Annotated in this window: 15 protein-coding genes; 7 read left to right on the forward strand and 8 right to left on the reverse strand. The window is 43.5% G+C overall.

Features of this window, described 5'->3' with window-relative positions; translation table 11 throughout:
* Positions 1-35: 35 nt before the first annotated feature.
* Positions 36-380, reverse strand: coding sequence for a MerR family transcriptional regulator (locus BLW31_RS00920; RefSeq protein ID WP_010536617.1), 345 nt, complete (start codon positions 378-380; stop codon positions 36-38).
* 21 nt (positions 381-401) lie between these two features.
* Positions 402-1,370, reverse strand: a complete 969-nt coding sequence (locus tag BLW31_RS00925) for a M23 family metallopeptidase (RefSeq protein WP_010536616.1) — start codon at positions 1,368-1,370, stop codon at positions 402-404.
* Between the two features lie 107 nt (positions 1,371-1,477).
* On the opposite strand from BLW31_RS00925, the gene alaS reads away from it, so the two are divergent.
* The 7 genes from alaS to BLW31_RS00960 all read left to right on the forward strand — a co-directional run bounded on the left by alaS (position 1,478) and on the right by BLW31_RS00960 (position 13,818).
* Positions 1,478-4,096: an alanine--tRNA ligase gene (gene alaS / locus BLW31_RS00930; RefSeq protein WP_010536615.1), complete on the forward strand. Its 2,619-nt coding sequence runs from the start codon at positions 1,478-1,480 to the stop codon at positions 4,094-4,096.
* A 689-nt stretch (positions 4,097-4,785) separates the two neighbouring features.
* The gene (locus BLW31_RS00935; protein WP_010536614.1) at positions 4,786-6,987 is read left to right on the forward strand and encodes a GH92 family glycosyl hydrolase; all 2,202 of its coding nucleotides are present in this window, start codon (positions 4,786-4,788) and stop codon (positions 6,985-6,987) included.
* 17 nt (positions 6,988-7,004) lie between these two features.
* Positions 7,005-7,559: an RNA polymerase sigma-70 factor gene (locus tag BLW31_RS00940; protein ID WP_010536613.1), complete on the forward strand. Its 555-nt coding sequence runs from the start codon at positions 7,005-7,007 to the stop codon at positions 7,557-7,559.
* Between the two features lie 37 nt (positions 7,560-7,596).
* Entirely contained in the window at positions 7,597-8,607 is a 1,011-nt protein-coding gene (locus BLW31_RS00945) for a FecR family protein (RefSeq protein WP_029425290.1), read from the forward strand.
* Positions 8,608-8,636: 29 nt separating this feature from the next.
* Positions 8,637-10,913 (forward strand): GH92 family glycosyl hydrolase, encoded by a 2,277-nt coding sequence (locus BLW31_RS00950; RefSeq protein ID WP_029425289.1) that lies wholly within the window; start codon positions 8,637-8,639, stop codon positions 10,911-10,913.
* A 31-nt stretch (positions 10,914-10,944) separates the two neighbouring features.
* Complete coding sequence (locus BLW31_RS00955; protein ID WP_010536610.1) at positions 10,945-13,212, forward strand: GH92 family glycosyl hydrolase; 2,268 nt, start codon at positions 10,945-10,947, stop codon at positions 13,210-13,212.
* A gap of 171 nt (positions 13,213-13,383) precedes the next feature.
* Entirely contained in the window at positions 13,384-13,818 is a 435-nt protein-coding gene (locus BLW31_RS00960; RefSeq protein ID WP_010536609.1) for a DUF6078 family protein, read from the forward strand.
* Positions 13,819-14,088: 270 nt separating this feature from the next.
* Here BLW31_RS00960 and BLW31_RS00965 read toward each other — a convergent pair whose 3' ends face one another.
* From BLW31_RS00965 to BLW31_RS00990, 6 genes are all read right to left on the reverse strand, one after another.
* Positions 14,089-15,423 (reverse strand): DUF4989 domain-containing protein, encoded by a 1,335-nt coding sequence (locus tag BLW31_RS00965; RefSeq protein WP_010536608.1) that lies wholly within the window; start codon positions 15,421-15,423, stop codon positions 14,089-14,091.
* 81 nt (positions 15,424-15,504) lie between these two features.
* Entirely contained in the window at positions 15,505-16,932 is a 1,428-nt protein-coding gene (locus BLW31_RS00970; protein WP_010536607.1) for a BT_3987 domain-containing protein, read from the reverse strand.
* 33 nt (positions 16,933-16,965) lie between these two features.
* The gene (locus BLW31_RS00975; RefSeq protein ID WP_010536606.1) at positions 16,966-18,120 is read right to left on the reverse strand and encodes a DUF1735 and LamG domain-containing protein; all 1,155 of its coding nucleotides are present in this window, start codon (positions 18,118-18,120) and stop codon (positions 16,966-16,968) included.
* A gap of 8 nt (positions 18,121-18,128) precedes the next feature.
* A complete protein-coding gene (locus BLW31_RS00980; protein ID WP_010536605.1) occupies positions 18,129-19,205 on the reverse strand; it encodes a glycoside hydrolase family 18 in 1,077 nt (358 codons plus the stop codon).
* A gap of 24 nt (positions 19,206-19,229) precedes the next feature.
* Entirely contained in the window at positions 19,230-20,843 is a 1,614-nt protein-coding gene (locus tag BLW31_RS00985; protein WP_010536604.1) for a RagB/SusD family nutrient uptake outer membrane protein, read from the reverse strand.
* A gap of 16 nt (positions 20,844-20,859) precedes the next feature.
* A complete protein-coding gene (locus BLW31_RS00990) occupies positions 20,860-24,243 on the reverse strand; it encodes a SusC/RagA family TonB-linked outer membrane protein (RefSeq protein WP_029425288.1) in 3,384 nt (1,127 codons plus the stop codon).
* Positions 24,244-24,298: the final 55 nt, after the last annotated feature.

A 24,298-nucleotide genomic window follows, 5' to 3' on the forward strand; every position in this document is an offset into this window, starting at 1 on the left:
ATCATTCTTCATTTATATCTACTCTTCCCTGAGACTTAATCTCGTCCGTCCAGTTCTTTCTTGATAGCCAGAAGCTCTTCCTTAATACCTTTCAACCGATTCACAATCTCGTAATTGCGGACCGTAGCCTCCTTATTATCCTTCAAACGCTGACGGGCACCGGGAAGTGTCATACCTTTCTCCTTCACCAAATGATAGATCAGGCCAATTGTCTCCACATCCTCTTTACGATACTGACGTATTCCCCTTCCTGTGGTTCTGGGAGAAATCTGAGGAAACTCCTTCTCCCAAAAACGAAGCAAGGAAGCATTGACTCCAAACATCTCAGCCACTTCGGCTATGGAGTAGTATAATTTTAGCTCTTTGTCTGTATTTAGCATAGAAACCGTTGTTTTAAGAGATTAATCGAACACCTTACCATGGTTGGCAGCTAACTGGATCATCTTCTCATAATCTTCCGCACTCAAATCCATGAAATAATAGTTAACAGGATTCACAACCTTTCCTTTCACATGCACCTCATAGTGAAGATGAGGACCCGTACTCTTTCCTGTACTTCCCACCTTTCCGATCACTTCACCACGCACCACTTTTTTCCCGACTTTCGTATTGTAGCCTTGCAAGTGAGCGTAACGAGTCAGATAACCGAAACCATGGTCGATCTCAATTGTATTGCCATATCCTGTTTCCCATCCCACTTTCACCACCGTCCCGTCTCCGGTCGCATAAACATCTGTCCCCGGATGAGCGGAGAAATCCATTCCCGAATGGAATTTTGTGGTGCCATATATCGGATCAATACGTGTCCCGTATCCGGAAGCAGTCTTACGAAGGTCTTTATTGGAAATAGGCTGAATAGCGGGAATACACTTCAACATTTCATCATGGTTCTTGCACATATCTATCACATCGTCAAAAGACTTGGACTGGATATAAATTTGTTTCGATAATACATCCAGCTTTTGAGTCGTATTTACGACCAGCTTGGAGTTTGCCAGATCCATCAGTTCTTCATAACGGTTTGTGCCTCCAAAACCAGCCTGACGGATAGCCGGTGAAACAGGATCAGCCTGCAGAATCACCCGATACAGGTTATCATCACGCTGCTGAATATCCTGAAGCACCCCCATCGCATCATCCAGACGGCGGGAAAGTACGTTATATTGTGCCAAAAGACGACTGTTTTCGATTCGCAACTCCTTCTCCGAAGGCGATCCGAACACCAAAAGTAAAATGATGAAGCACCCTGCTCCAAGTCCCATACCGATAAAAAGCTGGCGCAGAATGCTAAGCGCACGTTGCCGTACGGTAGGGTAAATTCGATCATAAGTCTGCGTCCTTGGATTGTAGATGTAGTAAACTTTGCGCATCTTTTTGGAAATATTTCGCTTGTTAATACGGCAAAAGTAATAAAAACAAGCTATCTTTGCACAGTTTTTTGAGAATATTAACCTCAACAATAGATATATAGAAGAATATGTTGACTGCAAAAGAGATCAGAGATTCTTTCAAGAATTTCTTTGAGTCGAAAGGACACCACATCGTTCCCTCGGCTCCGATGGTGATAAAAGATGACCCTACCCTGATGTTTACCAACGCAGGGATGAACCAGTTTAAAGATATCATTTTGGGTAACCACCCGGCGAAATACACAAGAGTCGCGGACTCTCAGAAGTGTCTGCGTGTAAGCGGAAAACATAATGACCTGGAAGAAGTGGGACATGACACGTACCACCACACGATGTTCGAAATGCTTGGCAACTGGTCATTCGGTGATTACTTCAAAAAAGAAGCTATCAACTGGGCATGGGAATATCTGGTAGAAGTATTGAAACTGAATCCGGAACATCTGTACGCCACTGTATTCGAAGGAAGTCCTGAAGAAGGCTTGAGCCGTGACGACGAAGCTGCTTCTTACTGGGAACAGTTCCTGCCGAAAGATCATATTATCAACGGCAACAAACATGACAACTTCTGGGAAATGGGTGATACAGGACCTTGCGGACCTTGTTCGGAAATCCACATCGACCTTCGCCCGGCAGAAGAACGCGCTAAAATCTCCGGTCGCGACCTAGTCAACCACGATCATCCTCAAGTGATTGAAATATGGAACCTCGTGTTCATGCAATATAACCGCAAAGCTGACGGCAGCCTCGAACCACTTCCTGCAAAGGTAATCGATACAGGTATGGGATTCGAACGCCTCTGTATGGCTCTGCAAGGTAAAACATCCAACTATGATACGGATGTATTCCAACCGATGCTGAAAGCTATTGCAGCGATAGCAGGCACAGAATACGGAAAAGACAAACAGCAGGACATCGCCATGCGCGTGATTGCTGACCACATCCGTACGATTGCCTTCTCTATCACAGACGGTCAGTTACCTTCCAATGCCAAAGCCGGTTATGTCATCCGCCGTATCCTCCGTCGTGCCGTTCGTTACGGATATACTTTCCTCGGACAGAAGCAATCATTCATGTACAAGCTGCTTCCGGTGTTGATAGACAACATGGGAGACGCTTATCCGGAACTGATCGCACAGAAAGGTCTGATTGAAAAAGTAATCAAAGAAGAAGAAGAAGCATTCCTTCGTACGCTCGAAACAGGTATCCGCCTGCTGGATAAGACCATGGAAGATACCAAAGCCGCCGGAAAAACTGAAATCAGCGGTAAAGACGCCTTTACCTTATATGATACTTTCGGTTTCCCCTTGGATTTGACCGAACTGATTCTTCGTGAAAACGGAATGACTGTCAACCTCGAAGAGTTCAATGAAGAAATGCAACAGCAGAAACAGCGTGCCCGTAACGCCGCCGCCGTTGAGACGGGTGACTGGGTAACTCTGAGAGAAGGAACAACCGAATTTGTCGGATATGACTACACTGAGTACGAAGCTTCTATTCTTCGTTACCGTCAGATCAAACAGAAAAACCAGACTTTGTATCAGATTGTACTGGACTACACTCCGTTCTATGCAGAAAGTGGTGGTCAGATAGGTGATACCGGTGTGCTGGTCAGCGAATTCGAGACTATCGAAGTAATCGACACCAAGAAAGAGAATAATCTTCCGATTCATATTACCAAAAAATTGCCGGAACATCCGGAAGCTCCGATGATGGCTTGTGTAGACACCGACAGACGTGCTGCCTGCGCAGCCAATCACTCGGCTACTCACTTACTGGATTCAGCCTTGCGTGAAGTACTGGGCGAGCACATCGAACAGAAAGGTTCATTGGTAACACCCGACTCACTGCGTTTCGACTTCTCTCACTTCCAGAAAGTGACAGACGAAGAAATCCGCAAGGTAGAACATCTGGTTAATGCCAAGATCCGCGCTAACATTCCTTTGAAAGAATACCGCAATATTCCTATCGAAGAAGCCAAAGAACTGGGAGCTATCGCTCTCTTCGGCGAAAAGTACGGAGAAAGGGTACGTGTGATTCAGTTCGGTTCTTCTATCGAGTTCTGTGGAGGTATCCACGTAGCCGCAACCGGAAATATCGGTATGATCAAGATCGTATCCGAAAGTTCTGTTGCTGCCGGTGTACGTCGTATCGAAGCTTACACAGGAGCACGTGTAGAAGAAATGCTGGACACTATTCAAGATACACTGAATGACCTGAAAGCGCTCTTCAACAACGCACCGGATCTGAGTGTTGCCATCCGCAAATACCTCGACGAAAACGCAGGATTGAAGAAGCAGGTAGAAGACTTCATGAAAGAAAAAGAAGTCGCCCTGAAAGCAAGACTGCTGAAGAATATGCAGGAAATACATGGCATCAATGTCATCAAATTCTGCGCTCCGCTACCGGCAGAAATGGTAAAGAACATCGCTTTCCAGCTTCGTGGCGAAATCACAGAAAACTTATTCTTCGTAGCCGGAAGCATAGACCACGACAAACCAATGCTGACAGTAATGCTTAGCGACAATCTCGTAGCCGGCGGGTTGAAAGCTGGTAACCTGGTGAAAGAAGCAGCCAAACTGATTCAAGGCGGTGGAGGCGGTCAACCTCATTTCGCTACTGCCGGAGGCAAGAATGCAGACAACCTGAGTGCCGCTATTGAAAAAGTACTGGAACTTGCAGGGATTTAATCTGTAGACAAATAGAGATCAAGCATAAAAGAAGGAAGACAATACTCTTTTATGCACTTATTGAGGCACGGATGACACGGATGACACGGTTTTAAATACAAAAGAACCGTATTATCTGCGTCATCCGTGCCTTAGTAATATGATTATAGTAATCATCCGGATCGATCCGCCCCCGGTTGCTTTCAGTTTGTTTCTTTCTGTACAGAAAAGAATATATTTAGGCACGGATTACACGGATGAACACGGTTGTTTTACGTAATTAATCATAGCACTAAAACCGTGAAATCCGTGTAATCCGTGCCTAATCCTTAATTTATAATTTAATTCATTTCCGTACAGTATGGAGCTCAAACCGGGGGTTCGGACTGCCCCTCCATCCTTTTTTCCTGACACGTCACCTTTACCTGTACTTTTGCCACCGATGAAGATATCGTCCGCCACCGATGAGGACACCCCTCGCTACCGATGAGGACACCCCTCGCTACCGATGAGGACACCCCTCGCTACCGATGAAGACACCCTTCGGAACCGGGGAATTGCAAAGCCGTCCACACCCCATCCATTCCCCACCAAAAATATTTGTGATATAAGTCCAATTATCACGAATATTTCTTACCTTTGTAAACAGATTAATTATTTTTCTTATCCTTCAAATAATAAAATAAGTAATCACCAATACCCGTAGACCGATGAAAACACCTATTTACCTACTTCTAATCGTTTGTATTTTTGCATCCTGCAACACCAAACAGACACAAGCTGAAATTGATTACACATCGTATGTAAATCCTTTTATTGGCACCGATTTTACAGGAAACACGTATCCCGGCGCACAAGCCCCCTTTGGCATGGTACAGCTTAGCCCGGATAACGGACTTCCGGGATGGGACCGCATCTCCGGATATTTCTATCCGGACAGCACAATCGCCGGATTCAGTCACACACACCTTTCCGGAACAGGTGCCGGAGACTTGTATGATATTTCTTTCATGCCGGTCACACTCCCCTATAAAGAGGCGGAAGCACCGCTAGGCATCTACTCCAAATTCTCACACGATGACGAAAGTGCCTATGCAGGCTATTATCAGGTACGCCTGAAAGACTATAATATCAATGTAGAACTGACTGCAACCGAGCGTTGCGGCATTCAACGCTACACCTTCCCTAAGGCTGAAGCAGCCATTCTCCTGAATCTGAAGAAAGCGATGAACTGGGACTTCACGAACGATTCCCATATTGAAGTAGTCGACTCCGTCACTATTCAGGGATACCGTTATTCCGACGGTTGGGCACGCGACCAGCGAATCTATTTCCGCACCCGTTTCTCCAAACCTTTTGATAAGTTCGCTCTGGATACAACCGCCATTATCAAGGAGAATAAACGCATCGGTACAGCCACCATCGCCCGTTTTGACTTCAAGACAGAAGAAGGAGAACAAATTCTGGTCAACACAGCCATCTCCGGTGTCAGTATGGAGGGGGCGGCCAAAAACTTACAAGCTGAAGTACCCGAAAATGACTTCGACAAATATCTGGCAGAGACTAAAGCCAACTGGAACCGCCAACTCGGTAAGATTACAGTAAAAGGTGATAACGAAAACGACAAAGTAAATTTCTACACCGCCCTCTACCACTCTATGATTGCACCGACCATCTACAGCGACGTAGACGGAGCCTATTACGGTCCCGACAAAAAGGTACACCAAAGCGATGGTTGGGTAAATTACAGTACTTTCTCTCTTTGGGATACTTATCGTGCCGCCCATCCTCTTTTCACTTATACAGAACCGGAACGTGTCAATGACATGGTAAAATCCTTCATTGCCTTCTTTGAGCAGAACGGACGCCTGCCCGTATGGAACTTCTACGGCAGCGAAACAGACATGATGATTGGTTACCACGCTGTCCCTGTCATCGTTGACGCTTACCTGAAAGGGATAGGTGATTTTGACGCAGATAAGGCATTGGCAGCTTGCGTGGCAACAGCCAATCTGGATAATTACCGGGGAATCGGCCTTTACAAAAAGCTGGGATACATTCCTTACAATGTGACCGATCATTACAATGCAGAGAACTGGTCACTGTCCAAAACTCTGGAATATGCATTTGACGATTACTGCATCGCTGAAATGGCCAATAAGATGGGTAAAAAAGAGATAGCCGACGAATTCTACAAACGCTCGCAGAACTACAAAAACGTTTACAACCCCGCGACTTCGTTCATGCAACCTCGTGATGACAAAGGAAACTTTATCAAAGACTTCAAAGCCGACGAATACACTCCGCATATCTGCGAAAGTAACGGTTGGCAATATTTCTGGTCCGTACAACATGACGTAGACGGCTTGATTGAGCTCGTAGGAGGTAAAAACCGCTTTGCAGAGAAGTTGGACAGTATGTTTACTTATCATCCGGCAGAGGACGACGAACTTCCGATATTTAGCACGGGAATGATCGGACAGTATGCTCACGGCAATGAGCCCAGCCATCATGTCATCTATCTTTTCAATGCCATAGGACATCAGAACCGTACACAGGAATACATCGCCAAAGTGATGAACGAACTTTACAAGAATGAGCCTGCCGGCCTTTGCGGAAACGAAGATTGCGGACAAATGTCCGCCTGGTATGTGTTCAGCGCAATGGGATTCTATCCTGTCAATCCGGTCAGCGGAAAGTACGAAATCGGTACTCCCCTATTCCCGGAAATGAAACTGCATCTGGCAAACGGAAAGACATTTACAGTGCTTGCTCCCAAAGTGAGCAAGGAGAACATCTACATTCAATCGATCAAAGTAGACGGTCAGCCGTACGATAAGACCTACCTTACTCATGAACAGATTATGAACGGAGCTACTGTCGAATTTGAAATGAGTAAGACTCGCTCCTAAACTAATCTACCGAAAGAATGAATGAAAACTTTGACTTAACCTACAAAGCTCTATTCCGCAGGTACTACCCCAGCCTGATATTCTACGCCACCCGACTGGTAGGAGAAGAAGAGGCGGAGGATGTGGTACAGGATGTGTTTGTAGAGCTTTGGAAACGAAAAGACAGCATAGAGATAGGAGAGCAGATTCAGGCTTTCCTCTATCGTGCTGTCTATACACGTGCCCTTAACGTATTGAAACATCGTAATGTGGAAGATGGCTATTGCGCTGCCATGGAAGAGATTAATCAAAGGCGTGCTGAGTTTTATCAGCCGGACAATAACGAAGTGATTCGCAAAATCGAAGACCGGGAATTGAGGAAAGAGATTCACGATGCGATCAATGAGTTGCCGGACAAGTGCAAAGAAGTTTTCAAACTCAGCTATCTGCATGATATGAAAAACAAGGAGATAGCCGACATATTGGGAGTTTCACTTCGCACGGTAGAGGCACATATGTATAAAGCATTAAAGTTCCTGCGGAATCGTCTCGGACATCTTTGGTTCATTCTCCTCTTATTTTTATTGGAATAAAGTTAAGTGTTTTTGGGGGTTCAGTTGTATTACTTATATGAAGGAAAAGAAAATGAGAAATCTGAGCGAAGAAATAATAGACAAATATCTGACAGGAAAGTGCTCGCAGGAGGAGTTGATCGAGGTAAATGCCTGGATGAATGAATCAGAAGAGAACGCCTGCCAGTTGTTCCGCATGGAAGAAGTGTTCCATTTGGGCAAGTTCGATACTTATGCCGACGAACAAAGAATGGCTAATGCGGAAAAAAGGCTTTATAGAAAACTGGAGCAAGAGAAAAAGAAGAAAGACAAAGTGCTGTATATGCATCGTTGGATGAAATATGCAGCCATTATCGTTGTTGCTTTATTAATGGGCGGAGGAGCCGGATACTGGTTCTACAACCAGACAGAACATCAGATGCTCGTGGCCGTTGCCAATGAAGGTATCGTGAAAGAAGTTGTCTTACCGGACGGAACCAAAGTCTGGCTGAACAATGCCGCCACTTTGAAGTACCCGCGCGAGTTCTCCGAAAAAGAACGTAATGTATATCTGGACGGAGAAGCCTATTTCGAAGTAACCAAGAACCGCCATAAGCCATTCACGGTAGAAAGCGATGCCATGCGCGTACGTGTATTGGGAACCACTTTCAACTTCAAGTGCGACAAACGTTGCCGGATAGCAGAAGCGACATTGATCGAGGGAGAAATTGAAGTGAAAGGCAACAAGGACGAAGGACAAATCGTTCTCGCACCCGGTCAACGCGCCGAACTGAACAGAAACAGCGGACGGCTGACTGTGAAGCAAGTCGACGCAAAACTGGATGCTGTATGGCGTGACAATCTGATACCATTCAACAAAGCAAATATCTTTACCATCACCAAGGCACTGGAGCGTTTTTATGACGTGAAAATCATTCTATCTCCCGATATCCGGTCGGACAAAACCTATTCCGGTGTATTGAAGAAGAAGGCAACCATTGAATCGGTGTTGAAATCCTTGCAGAATTCTATACCCATTGAATATAAAATCGTAGGAAACAATATCTTTATCTCTTCTGATAAGAAATGAGTCCTGCCAAACTTAAATTAATTAATACCATGAAATTAAGAACACTTCTGATAGGATGTTTCGGAGGATTTATAATGCTCAACTCCTGCACAGAATCCCCCAGTGTAAAAGATTATAGTGCTTATGTCAATCCCTTCATAGGCACCGGCGGACACGGACATACTTTTCCGGGAGCCGTAGTTCCGCATGGTATGATCCAGCCGAGTCCGGACACCCGGATTGATGGCTGGGATGCTTGCTCCGGTTATTATTACGACGACAACACGATCAACGGATTTTCGCACACTCACGTCAGCGGCACCGGCTGCTGTGACTACGGAGACGTACTACTGATGCCGACTGTCGGCAATCCGCAGTATCTGACGACCGATCCGGAAAGTCAGAAACTTGCCTACGCCTCCGGCTTTTCTCACGAGAATGAGACAGCGGAACCCGGATATTACTCCGTTTTCCTTGACACCTATCAGGTAAAGGCGGAGATCACTGCTACGCAACGCGGCGCCATCCACCGCTACACTTTTCCCGAAAGTGCCGAATCCGGATTTATCATCGATCTGGATTACAGCCTGCAACGGCAAACAAACTACGAGATGGAAATCGAAGTGATCAGCGACACTGAGATTTGCGGACACAAGAAGACAACTTATTGGGCTTTCGACCAGTACATTAATTTCTACGCCAAGTTCTCCAAGCCCTTTGCATATACCCTCATCACCGACTCCGTCACAATGGACAACGGCAAACGTCTGCCTGTATGCAAAGCATTGCTGCACTTCAATACGAAAAAAGGGGAAGAAGTATTGGTTAAAGTCGGAGTATCCGCTGTCGATATTGCCGGTGCGCGCAAGAATGTAGAATCCGAAATACCCGAATGGGACTTCGACAAGGTACGCAAAGACGCCCGTACTGCCTGGAACAATTATCTGTCTAAAATAGACATCACCACTTCCGACAAAGAAGATAAAACAATATTCTACACCGCTCTGTATCATACGGCCATCAGCCCGAATCTGTTTATGGATGCAGACGGACGTTATCTCGGCATGGACCTTGAAGTACATCAGGGTGATACCATCAATCCTCTGTATACTACCTTCTCTTTGTGGGATACTTTCCGCGCACTGCACCCGTTGATGACCATCATTGACCCGAATCTGAATAATCAGTTCATCAATTCACTGATAAAGAAACATCAGGAAGGCGGGATATATCCGATGTGGGATTTAGCTTCCAACTACACAGGAACTATGATCGGATATCATGCAGTCCCGGTCATAGTGGATGCCTATATGAAAGGTTATCGCAACTTTGATGCTCCCGAAGCATACAAAGCCAGTCTGAGGGCAGCCGAATATGACACCACAGGCATCAAATGCCCCGATCTGGTATTGCCTCATCTGATGCCCAAAGCGAAGTATTACAAGAATGCAATCGGTTACATTCCTTGCGACCGTGAAAACGAGTCCGTAGCCAAAGCACTGGAATATGCTTACGACGACTGGTGCATCTCCATCTTTGCCGAGGCAATGAATGATTTCGAGAATAAAGCCAAATATGAACGCTTTGCCAAAGCTTACGAATTCTATTTCGACAAATCGACTCGCTTCATGCGTGGATTGGATTCAAAAGGTGAATGGCGCACTCCGTTCAATCCGCGTGCCTCCACTCACCGGAGTGATGACTATTGCGAAGGAACTGCCTGGCAATGGACATGGTTTGTTCCTCATGATGTGGACGGACTTGTCAACCTGATGGGAGGTGAAGATGCCTTTGTTGGAAAGCTGGACTCTCTGTTCACGGTAGAGTCAAGCCTCGAAGGCGAAACGACTTCGGCAGATATCAGCGGGCTCATCGGCCAATATGCGCACGGCAATGAGCCGAGTCATCACGTCATCCATTTATATAACTACGTGAATCGCCCGTGGAGAACGCAGGAACTGGTAGACAGCGTGTACAAAAGCCAATATGCAAATAGCGTAGACGGACTTTCCGGCAATGAGGATTGCGGGCAAATGTCTGCATGGTATATACTCAACTCTATGGGATTCTATCAGGTATGCCCGGGCAAACCGGTATATTCTATCGGACGTCCGGCCTTCGACAAGGCCGTCATCAATCTGCCGGGAGAAAAGACGTTCAGCATTGTAGTAAAGAACAATGCAAAGACCCATAAATATATTGAAAGCGTTCTGTTGAACGGCAAGCCGCTGGATACACCTTTCTTCAATCATCAGGATATTACAGCAGGTGGAGTGATGGAAATCAAGATGACTGACCGACCGACAAAATGGGGAGTCAGCAAGTAGTTATCAGCAGCCAATCATTAAAACAAATACCATGAAAAAACTATTATTAGCAGCATGTATACTCAGTTGTACACTCTTAGCCAAAGCAAAAGACTGGACACAGTATGTCAATCCGCTGATGGGCTCTCAGTCTACTTTTGAGTTATCAACAGGTAATACCTATCCGGCTATTGCCCGCCCCTGGGGAATGAACTTCTGGACTCCGCAGACCGGAAAGATGGGTGATGGCTGGCAATATACCTATACTGCCAATAAGATACGCAGCTTCAAGCAGACACATCAACCCAGTCCGTGGATCAACGATTATGGCCAGTTCTCCATTATGCCGATAGTAGGCAAGCCGGTGTTTGACGAAGAAAAACGCGCAAGCTGGTTTGCACACAAAGGAGAAGTTGCAACCCCTTATTACTACAAAGTATATCTGGCAGAACACGATATAGTCACCGAAATGACACCTACGGAACGTGCCGTACTTTTCCGTTTCACATTTCCGGAGAATGATCACTCTTATGTTGTTGTAGATGCTTTCGACAAAGGTTCTTACATCAAGATTATTCCCGAAGAAAACAAGATTATCGGCTACACGACCCGTAACAGCGGCGGCGTTCCCGAAAACTTCAAGAACTATTTTATCATTGAGTTCGACAAGCCGTTTACCTATAAAGCAACAGTAGAGAATGGAAATCTGCAAGAGAATGCGGCAGAACAGACTACCAATCATGCCGGAGCCATCATCGGATTCAAAACCCGAAAAGGAGAACAGGTGCATGCACGCATCGCCTCTTCGTTCATCAGTTTTGAACAGGCTGCCGCCAATATGAACGAATTAGGCAAAGACAACCTGGAGCAACTCGCCCAAAAAGGAAAAGATGCATGGAATCAGGTGCTGGGTAAAATAGAAGTAGAAGGCGGCAATCTGGATCAGTATCGCACATTCTATTCTTGCCTGTATCGCTCGCTGCTTTTCCCGCGCAAATTCTATGAACTGGACGCGAACGGTCAGCCTGTCCACTACAGCCCGTACAACGGACAAGTACTCCCGGGATATATGTTTACCGATACCGGTTTTTGGGATACATTCCGCTGCCTCTTCCCGCTGTTGAACCTGATGTATCCGTCGGTCAACAAGGAGATGCAGGAGGGACTTATCAATACTTATAAAGAAAGCGGTTTCTTCCCCGAATGGGCAAGTCCGGGACACAGAGGTTGCATGGTAGGGAACAATTCTGCCTCTATTCTGGTAGATGCTTATATGAAGGGAGTGAAAGTAGATGATATCAAGACGCTATATGAAGGGCTGATTCACGGAACAGAGAACGTGCATCCGGAAGTCTCTTCTACCGGACGTTTGGGATACGAATACTATAATAAGCTGGGATATGTACCCTACGATGTAAAAATCAACGAGAACGCTGCCCGTACGCTGGAGTATGCATACGACGACTGGTGCATCTACCAGTTGGCAAAGGAGTTGAAACGCCCGAAGAAAGAAATCAATCTGTTTGCCAAACGTGCCATGAATTACAAGAATCTCTTCGATAAAGAATCCAAGCTAATGCGTGGACGCAACGAAGACGGCACGTTCCAGTCTCCTTTCTCGCCTCTGAAATGGGGAGATGCCTTCACGGAAGGAAATAGCTGGCATTATACCTGGTCCGTTTTCCACGATCCTCAAGGGCTGATAGACTTAATGGGTGGAAAAGAAATGTTTGTCACTATGATGGACTCTGTATTTGCCGTACCACCTATCTTCGATGACAGCTATTATGGACAGGTAATCCACGAAATTCGTGAAATGACAGTAATGAACATGGGTAACTATGCGCATGGCAATCAACCGATTCAGCACATGATTTATCTGTACGACTATGCTGGACAACCGTGGAAAGCCCAATACTGGCTCCGTCAGGTGATGGACAGAATGTATACTCCCGGACCCGACGGCTACTGTGGAGACGAAGACAACGGACAGACTTCTGCCTGGTATGTGTTCTCTGCTCTAGGTTTTTATCCCGTTTGCCCGGGAACAGACGAATATGTGATGGGAGCTCCTTTATTCAAAAAGGCTACGCTTCACTTCGAGAATGGCAACAGTCTGGTTATTAATGCGCCTAATAACAGCAAGGAGAATTTTTATATTGACTCTATGAGCTTCAATGGGGCTGATCACACCAAGAACTATTTACGACACGGAGATTTGTTCAAGGGAGGCACCATTGAGGTAAAAATGAGCAATCAACCGAATTTGAACAGGGGAACGAAAGAAGAGGATATGCCCTACTCTTTTTCTAAGGAGTAATCATCCACATCTATACGAAGTCTTTCTTCCTCCGGATGATGGTTTTCTCTCTTCTTCTGAACGACTTTATCCGGATAATGATAAAAACGATAGCCTGAAAGTAAAGTAATTTGCTTTCAGGCTATTTTTCGATTTCTATTCACTACTTTTGCAGGACAAACAACTATAATCATGAAAGAAGAAATTGACTTTACAAAAGTCCCTTATCAGTACGCTATGTGCCTCAACCGGAAATGTTCGAAAGCAAACACATGTTTAAGACAACTTACAGAACAAAGCGTGCCGGAAAAGATTGAATATTGGGATATCCTCAGCCCCAAACATCTCGCCGCTCTACAAGGAGATTGCCCTTACTATCGTTCTAACACCAAAGTGCGTTATGCAAAAGGATTCATCAAAATATTAGAAGCCCTGCCATACAAACAAATGCAAGCTGTCATATCACATCTAATGAGTTTTTTTGGCCGGAGAACCTACTACCGGGTCCGCAAAGGTGAACGTCTCCTTACCCCCTCCGAACAACAAAGAATATTGACCATTCTCAAGAATTGCGGAGTTACTCATCCACAGGACTTTGACGTATACGTTGAGGATTACGACTGGTGACCGGCAGTACTCCGAAACGGCACAACTGTTATCATAAGGAGACACAACCATCACACTACGATGACACAACAATGCCACCTTGGTGGCACAACCGTGCCAAGCTGTTGGCACAACAATGCCAACGTAGTGGCACGACTGTGCCAAGCCGTTGGCACAAGACTCCCCTTAGGAAGAGAGAGAGGCAGACATTATAGGTAAAAGAAAAAAGAGCCGGGCTTTCAGAATGAAATGTCCGGCTCTAAAATTAACTAATTTACTAATGACTCAATTTTACTGAGCGTTGTATATATATACCTCAGTGACATCAATGTATGAACTAAAGCCTGCTAATAATTCAACTTTGACATAACGAGCAGTTATAGACGAGAAGAATTCGAAATAATGATTACCTGCACGAGGAGCTTCCAGTACTCCCTGCGAAGTCCATGTTTCATTATCCAAAGAAGTTGAAATACGTACTTTCTTGGCAGCATACGTATAATAATAATCCATACCTAAAGCTAAGAAAGTCTGTGGAGACTTCATATCGATAACAAACCAGAATGGATTCGAACTATATACATCTGATCCGTAACTACCTCCATTACCATCAATCAAATAACTAGCGCTACCAGAGACACCGGAAGGTATTTCTGCTCCCCAACCATCTTTCGACAATTCAACCCAATTACTACCAATAGCAGACAAATATTTGAAGTTTCTAACTACTTTATCTACATTAAAGGTTAGGATATTCTCTTTGCTATTTACTTTCACAACGGGGTCCTCGCTTTCCACCGATGCAGCTACAACAAGAGTGTGAAACTCTGCTTCCGTTGTTGTCAGCAAGAAATCGTCAGTAATAGACCATGTAATCTCTGCTGACTCTAATTCACCGGCAGGTATAGTAATTTCAGCAGGAGTAACAGTAATTTTATTCATGAACTTTTCGTCCAAACCTGTAGTAGCCAACTTCACCTTTACATCTTTTCTTGCCGGTTTATCCAACTTCATTTTGAAAGCATAAGATATAGGATCAGTATTGACAATCGCCCCTTGAGAGAAAGCTCGCTCGAATGAAACGGTGTTTCCGTTCTCACCAACTACAGAGCATGAAGCGATATATGCTTCCTTTTCTATCACAATTTTAGATTCTATCGACTCCGTTCCTATTTTATAACCTTCCACACTGGCTTTCACACCGAGCTCGTATGTTGCCGCATCATAATTGGATGCTGCAAAACTAAAATCTTCGTCCTTCAAGGTCACTGTGACAGATGCATCTGTTGAACCGGCAGGAAGAACCACCTTAGTATCACTGATTTCTACATTTTCCTTTGGTATATTAGTATTTATAACATCAAAAGTAACTGTGGCATCTTCCGGTGATGCAGCAAAATGGAATGTATAGGTTCTGGTTACAGGACCGTTCAGTTCTAAAGTACCATCAGATTTGTAAACAGCAGTCAACGTCGCTTTGGACGCTCCTTCCGCATCATTAATCGTTATAGCAGGCTGATTCACCGGATATTTCACCAAATCCACTACCTCATCATCCTGACAGCCAGCAAAAGTAACGAATGATCCTATTGCTAGAGATAAAAAGAGTTTATAATGTGCTTTCATATTCTTGTTTTTTATTTGTTTTATTTCTCCATAGCGACTATGTTACTAATCGCTATGGAAGCCATACAATTTCTACTTTATTTAAAGATCATCCGGATATTGGTATGGAGTCGGATCGTTCTTCTTGTAGAAGACTGTGGGGTCTTTTAATGGCGACCCATACAGAGTTTCGGCCCCATCCAAACGCCTAAAAATACTATAGTAATTATCAGGACTCGGAGCAAATCCCATGTACCAACCATATCCATTGTTCATCAGACTCCGAGCAGTTGATGGCGTCAAACTACTACCCCCTCCCAAATTAAATTCCATCGCTATACCTGCACATTGTTTTTTAGTCATATTCCCTATCGGATATGCACTACTTCCATAATTAGGCACAACAATATCAATCCACTCACTCGCATCTACACCATCGACAGTAGCCACACCGTACATTTGACCATACGCAAATACTGTTACCAGCTTATCAGGCATCGCTAATTTACTTTCATAACATAAACGAGCAGCAGCTGCCGTACTTGGAGTAGTAAGGGAAGGATTATTCAAATCCGGATAATTGGAATATTCATCATCGTAATTAACCCCATCCAAATTATAGGCTTTACAATATTGAGCAATTTCACGAGCGAAATCTTTAGCACCTTGATCTGAAAGTTGAGCTAAACCTGTTATATCATGATTACCAAGTAATCCTAACAGCACTTTTACGCCACGTCTACGAAGAGGCTGCAAAAAAGTTTCATTATTATCCAATAAATATTGTACGTTCGGATTACACTGTACACGCGGACGTCCAGCTTCAGAATCATAATTGATATTAGCTGCAAACAAGACAATAACATCCCATATAAGTTTTCCATTTTCCAACTGGAAAGAAAGAGTATTCAATGGGTTAACATCATTTACCTCGAAGAATAAGTAGCCTTTTACCGCATCTTCTCCTTTATAAGTATCACCGGCATTTCTCATGTCTTTCACCAGATAGATGCAGTGTTTCGCACTTTCATCTTTAATAGTAATATCACTACTCTGATCGCTGATGGCTACGGGAATAGCATAAGTCTTGTCATCCTGCAAACCTTCTCCTGCCCGGATAGTCATATCTACCTCAGCCGATTTAGCATTTGCATTCACCGTAAGCACTCCTTCGTTGGCAAACGTAACCAAGTCTTGCGGATACAATTCAAAATCTGTATTATGCGCTTTATTGTAAGTTTCCAAATAAGCAGCATCTATTTTCACTTTTGCCGATGTAGCCGTATTAGGGGTTTTGCTCAAGCCCATCTTTACTGTAGTAGCATAAGTCTCACCGTGAAGTTCGACAACTTTAGATACTAAATTTGACTTTCCATCACGCAGATACGCATTATTTTCGTAAATGCCACTGTACGCCGACTCATCAATATTCTTTCCAACCTCAAGATCATCGGCACAAGAGGTCAAGAATGCAGTACAGTTCACAATCATGGCAGCTAACAAACCCGAAGTTATATATTTTATATTCATAATGAATTCTTGAATAAAAGGTTAAACCAACAATTAATTTATCTTAGGAAGCTCCACTTGTACCCAAGTAGGATCACCCGAACCTGTAATATCATTACCATGACCAGTCTGATCGGTAATTACATTTCCGGCACCTTCATTAAACTTCCAGTAAGCAACCAGCCCTTCACTGGCAGGATCTACTTCATAAGGATTGGTAGCGATTTGCTCTGCAGTTCTTTGTACTGACCATACACGAACTTCTGAAATATCTCCCGGCAACCAACGAGTATCATCCCATGCACGACCAATATAGCAACCACTACTTAGAGAGATATTGCCTGAAGCAGCTTCGTCTTTATAAACGGCAACACCATCCTTATAATAGATTCGCTCTTTTGTCGTATTATCATAAACAACAGCAATGTGTACCCACTCATTAACAGGCAAACCCGCAACGGTATTCGGGCCCGGGAAGTTTCCTCCGGGAGCTACTACCTGAACCTGGTCACGTGGTCGGTCAGCATCACCTACACGTATAAGGAATTTACCTTCAATACCGAAAACAGAACTCAATGCATTATCACGGCCTGCAACCCAGTCCTCACTACGAACCAAAGCTTCAATAGTCACAGTAGAAAGACTGCTCACACTGCTCTTCCAGTTTATCGGGAAATAGATTTCCTTAATATTTGCCACCACATTGATAAGTGCAGCACCCTTAAATATGAAATAAGCAGTACGGGCACTTTCGAGCACCTCAATATTGGATGCATCTAAAATGGTAACAGGTAATACATATCGTTTTGACTTATCCAATTCATTGGTGTTTTTAAAGTCAATCACGATATTATCACTGGAGACGTCTCCCGCTTTAATAGTAGCAGTTTTATTAGGAATACTGTAAAAACGTGCATCCAGCGCAGTCGCATTATCATTATAAATCAGATTGTATGCTGCGGTCATAGCAGGGGCGGCATCAAAACTAATCTGAATATCCTGTTCTGCCGGTGATGCTATACGATAGCTTATCTCACGGGTAGCCTCTGTTATATTAGGCTTAATCAGCAAATCATCACAAACAGGAGTCGAGCTGACATAGAGTTTATTGTCATAATGATGCTCTTCATTGATATCTTCATTCTTACACCCACTCACTGTGACGGTTGTAAGAGCCAAAAACGCAAAACAATATTTATAGAGTTTCATTTCTATTCTTATTTATTTGGATTCATAATACGAATAACTTCACGCACATATCCATAAGTATTGTTATAATAATCATTATGGACATTCATAATAAAGATACCTTTCCGAGTGTAATTAGGGGATTCTTCTACCATCCACCGAGCTGCTCCCGGAGCTGCTACAAGCTTGTTGCCTTTTTCATCCACCGTACTCCAGTAACCTTTCACTTTATCTTTATCATCAGCCTGCGGCAATTCCACACAAACAATAAAGCGATCAACAGGAACAGGACTTACTCCACCTTCTGTACCACCTACTGCATCTATGCCTGCCTGAATAGCCAAATATGCTTTCAAAGCAAGATCATCAGCATTGGTTGAAGCAGCTGTTTTCAACATGATGAAGTCAAACTTGCTCAACATACTCATATTCTCCGGCACCAAATACTGTACGTTTCCGTAGAACACCAAAGTCTTGTCATCATGACTGCTTTGCCAGTTCATCACTTCACCAAAGAACTTCTGCTGACGGCCATTATATTCTTTCAAAGCTGCCTCCGGAAGACTCACCAACGAACGTCCTGTATAATCAGCAATAATACCATCAAAATTATATTTATCACAAAGTGCCAGCATCTCATTGGTACGTTCACCAATATACTGAAGAGCATCTTCTTCGGTCAATTCCGGTTCAGCTTTTACTTTCTCCTTCCATGCATTTTCAATGCTGGAGTAATCAATGCTGTAAATTGTACGGGTGCCTTTCTCACGTATCTTCACCATTTCTGCCTGAACTTCAGGGCTTACTTCCGGATTGTTCAGACAAATAAAATCAACGCTGTCCGGTACAACTGTCAGGCGTTCCGCCTGTTTGCCGGGTGAACCTTGGGGGTTCTCAAAAGAGACAAAAGTGAACTTATGTTCTTCAGACTTATATCTGTTCAAATCCTTCAGATAGTCAGCATACAATTGAGGATTCTGCTCTTCGAATGTAGGTGTATTCAGCTGGAGACTTTCCACATCTGTCCAATCACTACATGAAGTCATTGTCAGGGCTGATGCCAGAAACAGCAGAGCAGACAATCTATATTTCAGGTTATTTTTCATATATACTTTCCTTTAAGTTTAATATTATTTTTTAGAAGCCCACCATACATCCGTAGCCATATTGTCGGCACCGTGCAAGTAGTTGGCAATAGCATATTCTACATTTGCCTTATTGCTGACAAACTCATCCAACGGATAAGGCATACGACGTGCACCCTTCTCTGAATCAACTACGCCACCGCTCTTGTTTTCCTTCACCGGAATCAGTTTCGGATAGCCGGTACGACGGAAATCTGCCCAAGCTTCATTACCCAATTGCCAGTTAGCAATCCATTTCTGCACGATAATGCGTTCTTGTTTTTCTTCTTTGCCGGCACCATCATTCCATTTAATAGTAACATTAGAGAGAGCATTCTGATAGGTGTTCGTTCCTGCCGGATCAGTATAGGCAGTCGGTTTATTGACATCATCCTTCAGATAATCTTCTGCACCGTCCGCACCCCACTGTTCAAAAGACAAACGGATACCTTGATTGTAGAATGATTCAGCTGTACCACCCATATTGAAATTGAAAACAGCTTGTCCTTCAGCACGTAAGAAAGCCACTTCGGCTGCATTCATCCAGTACAGCGGAGATGTAGGAGCTATATTCACACCGGAATATTTATGTCCGACTGTCTTCAACTCAGGAATCACAATACCTCGGCGCATTCCTACATAGTCGTATCCTGCCCATTCGGATTTAGTGAAGAACTTTTCACGTCTGTTATCCTTGTAACCGTTCATATAGCAGATGATATCGGCTGCAGCATGTGTATCACCACCTGTCAGACAGGCAACTCCACCATGATCGGAAGTCTGCACCTGATTATAGCGGGTAGCTACATATATAGGATTTTGTGAAGTCTCGAAGTAGTTCCATGTTGCATTGTCTGCATTAGATTCGATGACACCTCCGTTTGCCGGTTTTACAGCTTCTTCTGCCATCTGCTGAGCTTTCACCGGGTTGGCATAAGCTATACGGATAGCCAGACGCAGCTTCAATGAATTGGCAAACTTGATCCATTTCTTGACATCACCCTTGTATATATAGTCAGCTGTAGGAACGAGCTGTTCGTTAGGATGCTCATTGAGCGTAGCAATAGCCGCATTCAATTCTTCGAAAAATGTATCATAAGTCACTTCCTGAGAATCATAAGGGGTGGCAATCTCACCATTCGCACCTATCTGAGAATAAGGAATCGGACCAAAAGCATCAGTCACGCGATGCATAGCTGCTACCTTTATCACTTGTGCAATAGCGTATGGCACCGGGTCGTTTGTATTCTGTGATACAAGCTTCACTTGTGTCAGGTTAGAGTATAATGTCGGAATAATCTTATCACTTTTCAGAAAAACACGGCTCCAGTCATCTTTCGGATTAAAGTTTGAGATGCTTTCTGTAAAACCGGCATTAGAATCAGCAAAATATCCGCCTAAAGGTCCACCCAACAAGCAGTCTGTAAACTGGGCCGTATTTACGTCCGGCGATACCACACAACCTGCCAGGTTATTCATAGCCGATCCTAAAGCATATCCATCCGCTGACAAATCAGGAGCTTCATATGGGTTGGAATTGATATTCTCATAGTTACCGATACACGAAGACAGTGCAAGGGTAAGAGATCCAAATACTATTTTATTTATTATATTTTTCATACCTATCTTGATTTATTTAGAATTTAAAGCTCAGATTAAAGCCAATATTACGCAATGAAGGCATCATAAAGTAGTCAATTCCCTGATAGAAGTTATCAGTAGACGCTACACTTTCAGGATCGAAAGGAGCTTTGTTGTAAATCATCCAAAGATTACGTCCGATCAATGAAACTTTGATATCACACACATTGCCCAACCATTTTCTCGGAATAGTATAACCGATAGAGGCTTCTTGCAAACGAATATTAGTAGCCGAATAAATATAATACTGAGGAACCGCTGTACCACCAGCTACAACAGAATACCAGCCTTCCGGATTTACACGGTCATTTCCGTTTACTGATACATAGCCTTTGTCACGCGCTGCAGCAGATGCCTCCGATACTCCGAAGTTATCCAGAACGGCTTGTGTACGGGAGAATACAACTCCACCCAGACGAGCTGAAACCAAGAAAGCCACATTGATGTTCTTCCAGCTGAAATTGTTGCGCCATGCCAAGTTTCCTTTCGGCAATACACTACCTAACTTGATGTAATTATTAGCTTCCAGACTTTCTGTTACAACACTGTTATTCTCATCGATATAAACAGCTCCATTGGCATCTCTCTTCAAATCCATCAAGGAATAAATGTCACCCATACTTCCACCTTCTTTCAGGATAAAACGGGTACTACCCAGACCACCCATATTCAAAGAAGAAATAGAGAATTTTTCATGAGTGATAGGATTGATGGCATTATCGGCCAAAGTCAGAATCTTGTTCTTATTCATCGAATAAGTAACTCCTGTATTCCATGTAAAGTCTTTCCACGTATTATTGTAGTTCAACGCTAATTCAAGACCTTGATTGCGAACGGCACCCGTCTGAATGTAGATACGGGCATATTCACCTACCGGCAACTCAGGATTGAATGTCTGATTCATTGTCTTTGCGTTATAATAAGTAACATCCAGTTCGAAGTTCTTCAAGAAACGCATATTCATACCTACTTCAAAAGAATTGGTACGTTCCGGTTTCAAATCGTATACCGGGAAGTCAGTCAAATTACTCCACTGACCGATACTGGTATTCCATGCGAAAAGAGGATTAGCTATATATCTTTCAAAAGCTGTACCTACAGAAGCAAAAGAACCACGTATTTTCCAATAAGACAAATAATCCTTATTCAATTTTGGCATCAATTCTGACAGAACGACAGACATACCCACTGAAGGATAAAAGAATGATTTATTGACTGAGTTACGGCCTGCCAACTGTGAAGGCCAGTCATTACGACCAGTCAAAGTCAAATAATAAGTACTTTGGTAACCAACTTCAGCAGATGCATAGATAGACTGAGTCTGTTCGCGCCAGCCCGACTGCATTTTGCTTGTTTTAGTCGTACTCAGGTTCTGAATATAGAAACCGTTTGTCAATCCGGCTTTTTCACCGGCAAAGGTTTTTGAATCATCAGCAATAGGTCCGCGTACAGCAATTTCATCATATCGCATATCAGTAAACGATCCACCCACATTAGCCTGCAAAGACCATTTCTCACCGAAAGTCTTGTTTACACTTACCAGGAAGTCTGCATACAGCTGCTTTTCATAGCTTCTGGAAATACCATAAAGACCACGATCAGACAATTCTGTCAACTGAGTATTTGTACTGGCATACGCTTTTTCCGTATAATCATTATTAGAATTATCCAGTCGAACGCGTCCGGAAACATTCAGCCAGTCAAGAATCTGATAATTCAGGCTTGCACCCAACATATAACGGTCTTTCTTATTTTCGCGCAAGTTACGGTAGTTCACCCAGTAAGGATTTTGCATCGTCATATTACCATCGCCTGTCGGCCAGTACTGAGTATAAATTTTACGTGCAACGTCATAGCGTTCGTACATCTTTATATCTTCCCAGTCATTGCCGCGAGGGAACAAGTAAGCTCCTACCAACGGATTGTTGTAAGTACCCTGATTCACCATGTTGCGGTCTTTCTGCAAAATGTAGCTGGCATTTACATCCAGTGTCATCTTATCATCGAGGAATGAAGTAGTATTACGCACGTTGAAATTATAACGGTCGTATTTGTTATTAGGAACAATACCTTTTGAATTAACAGCTGCAGCCGAAGCATAAGTCTGGTTCTTTTCCGAACCGGTAGAGAAAGACACACTTTCCGTACCTATAACACCTGTCTGAAAATAGTCATCACGAGGACTATATCCGAAATATCTGGCTTCTGTCAGTTTAGGCCCCCAGCTACGACTGGAGTTATCATCTTTTACTCCACCAATACCTGTACCATAACGAGTCTGAAAACGAGGCATCACAAGAGGAGAATTAAACTCAACATTACTGTTCACGGTAATGTTCACACGGCCTTCTTTTCCTTTCTTAGTAGTAATGATAATCGCACCATTAGCTGCATCAGAACCGTAAAGCGCAGCAGCTGCCGCACCAGTCAACACTGACATTGATTCAATATCTTCCGGGTTGATGTCGGCAATCGGCTCCGTATTTCCTTTAGAAGAAAATTCCGTTCCATTCACTTTATTAGCATTGGAGTACATCGGAACACCATCTACTACATATAATGCATTGGAAGACTGCATGATAGATTTTGTACCACGCATTACAACCTTAGACACACCACCTACTCCCGACGAAGAAGCATTGATGTTGACACCTGCTACTTTACCACTCAATGAGTTAATAAAGTTAGGATCCTTATTGGTAGTTACCGCATCGGCATTAACCTGTTGTACATTGTACGACAGAGCTTTTTCCGAACGTTTAATACCCAAAGCCGTAACCACAACTTCTTCCAAAACCTGAGCATCTTCCTTTAAGGTAATATTAATAGCAGTCTTTCCTGCTACAGCCTTTTCCTGAGTTTGATACCCGACATAAGAAAACTGCAAAACAGCATTAGAACCTGTAACGACTAATGTATAATTACCATCAAAATCTGTAATAGTACCATTAGTTGTTCCTTTTTCCAGTACAGAAACACCAATCAGCGGTTCGTTATTTGCATCCACCACCTTACCTGTTACTTTCAGTTGTTGCTGTGCCGATTTTGTCGCAGGTGATGTGTTTGCTTTCGACAAATAAACGACATTGTCATCAATTTTGTAAACGATGTCTTTCCCCTTCAAAGCCTTATCCAGCACTTCTACCAGAGAAACATCTTTAACATTCAATGATTCTATACGCATTGAAGCTAAATTGTCATCATAAAAAAACTGATACTTAGATTGAGACTGGATTTGCTTAATCACAGTTCCTAAAGAAGAATTGGAGATCCTAATTGTTAACTGTGCTATTGCAGATTGTGCCGGAAGGGCAAATAGCATCAAGATCAACAATGCCCGAAAAATCTTCGAGCCTCTACACGAGTCATTGATTCTCATACATTTGAATTTAAGATTAAACATTAGTTTTTATATAAAAATTAGAATCGATATT

The organism is Bacteroides faecis MAJ27 (assembly GCF_900106755.1).
GTDB lineage: Bacteria > Bacteroidota > Bacteroidia > Bacteroidales > Bacteroidaceae > Bacteroides > Bacteroides faecis.

Bases quoted from the DNA above. Each gene is read 5' to 3' on its own strand.
- BLW31_RS00950 (WP_029425289.1), top strand. From the start codon at position 8,637: ATGAAATTAAGAACACTTCTGATAGGATGTTTCGGAGGATTTATAATG.
- BLW31_RS00965 (WP_010536608.1), bottom strand. From the start codon at position 15,423: ATGAAAGCACATTATAAACTCTTTTTATCTCTAGCAATAGGATCATTC.
- BLW31_RS00920 (WP_010536617.1), bottom strand. From the start codon at position 380: ATGCTAAATACAGACAAAGAGCTAAAATTATACTACTCCATAGCCGAA.
- BLW31_RS00925 (WP_010536616.1), bottom strand. From the start codon at position 1,370: ATGCGCAAAGTTTACTACATCTACAATCCAAGGACGCAGACTTATGAT.
- alaS (WP_010536615.1), top strand. From the start codon at position 1,478: ATGTTGACTGCAAAAGAGATCAGAGATTCTTTCAAGAATTTCTTTGAG.
- BLW31_RS00935 (WP_010536614.1), top strand. From the start codon at position 4,786: ATGAAAACACCTATTTACCTACTTCTAATCGTTTGTATTTTTGCATCC.
- BLW31_RS00960 (WP_010536609.1), top strand. From the start codon at position 13,384: ATGAAAGAAGAAATTGACTTTACAAAAGTCCCTTATCAGTACGCTATG.
- BLW31_RS00985 (WP_010536604.1), bottom strand. From the start codon at position 20,843: ATGAAAAATATAATAAATAAAATAGTATTTGGATCTCTTACCCTTGCA.
- BLW31_RS00970 (WP_010536607.1), bottom strand. From the start codon at position 16,932: ATGAATATAAAATATATAACTTCGGGTTTGTTAGCTGCCATGATTGTG.
- BLW31_RS00940 (WP_010536613.1), top strand. From the start codon at position 7,005: ATGAATGAAAACTTTGACTTAACCTACAAAGCTCTATTCCGCAGGTAC.
- BLW31_RS00990 (WP_029425288.1), bottom strand. From the start codon at position 24,243: ATGAGAATCAATGACTCGTGTAGAGGCTCGAAGATTTTTCGGGCATTG.
- BLW31_RS00980 (WP_010536605.1), bottom strand. From the start codon at position 19,205: ATGAAAAATAACCTGAAATATAGATTGTCTGCTCTGCTGTTTCTGGCA.
- BLW31_RS00955 (WP_010536610.1), top strand. From the start codon at position 10,945: ATGAAAAAACTATTATTAGCAGCATGTATACTCAGTTGTACACTCTTA.
- BLW31_RS00975 (WP_010536606.1), bottom strand. From the start codon at position 18,120: ATGAAACTCTATAAATATTGTTTTGCGTTTTTGGCTCTTACAACCGTC.
- BLW31_RS00945 (WP_029425290.1), top strand. From the start codon at position 7,597: ATGAAGGAAAAGAAAATGAGAAATCTGAGCGAAGAAATAATAGACAAA.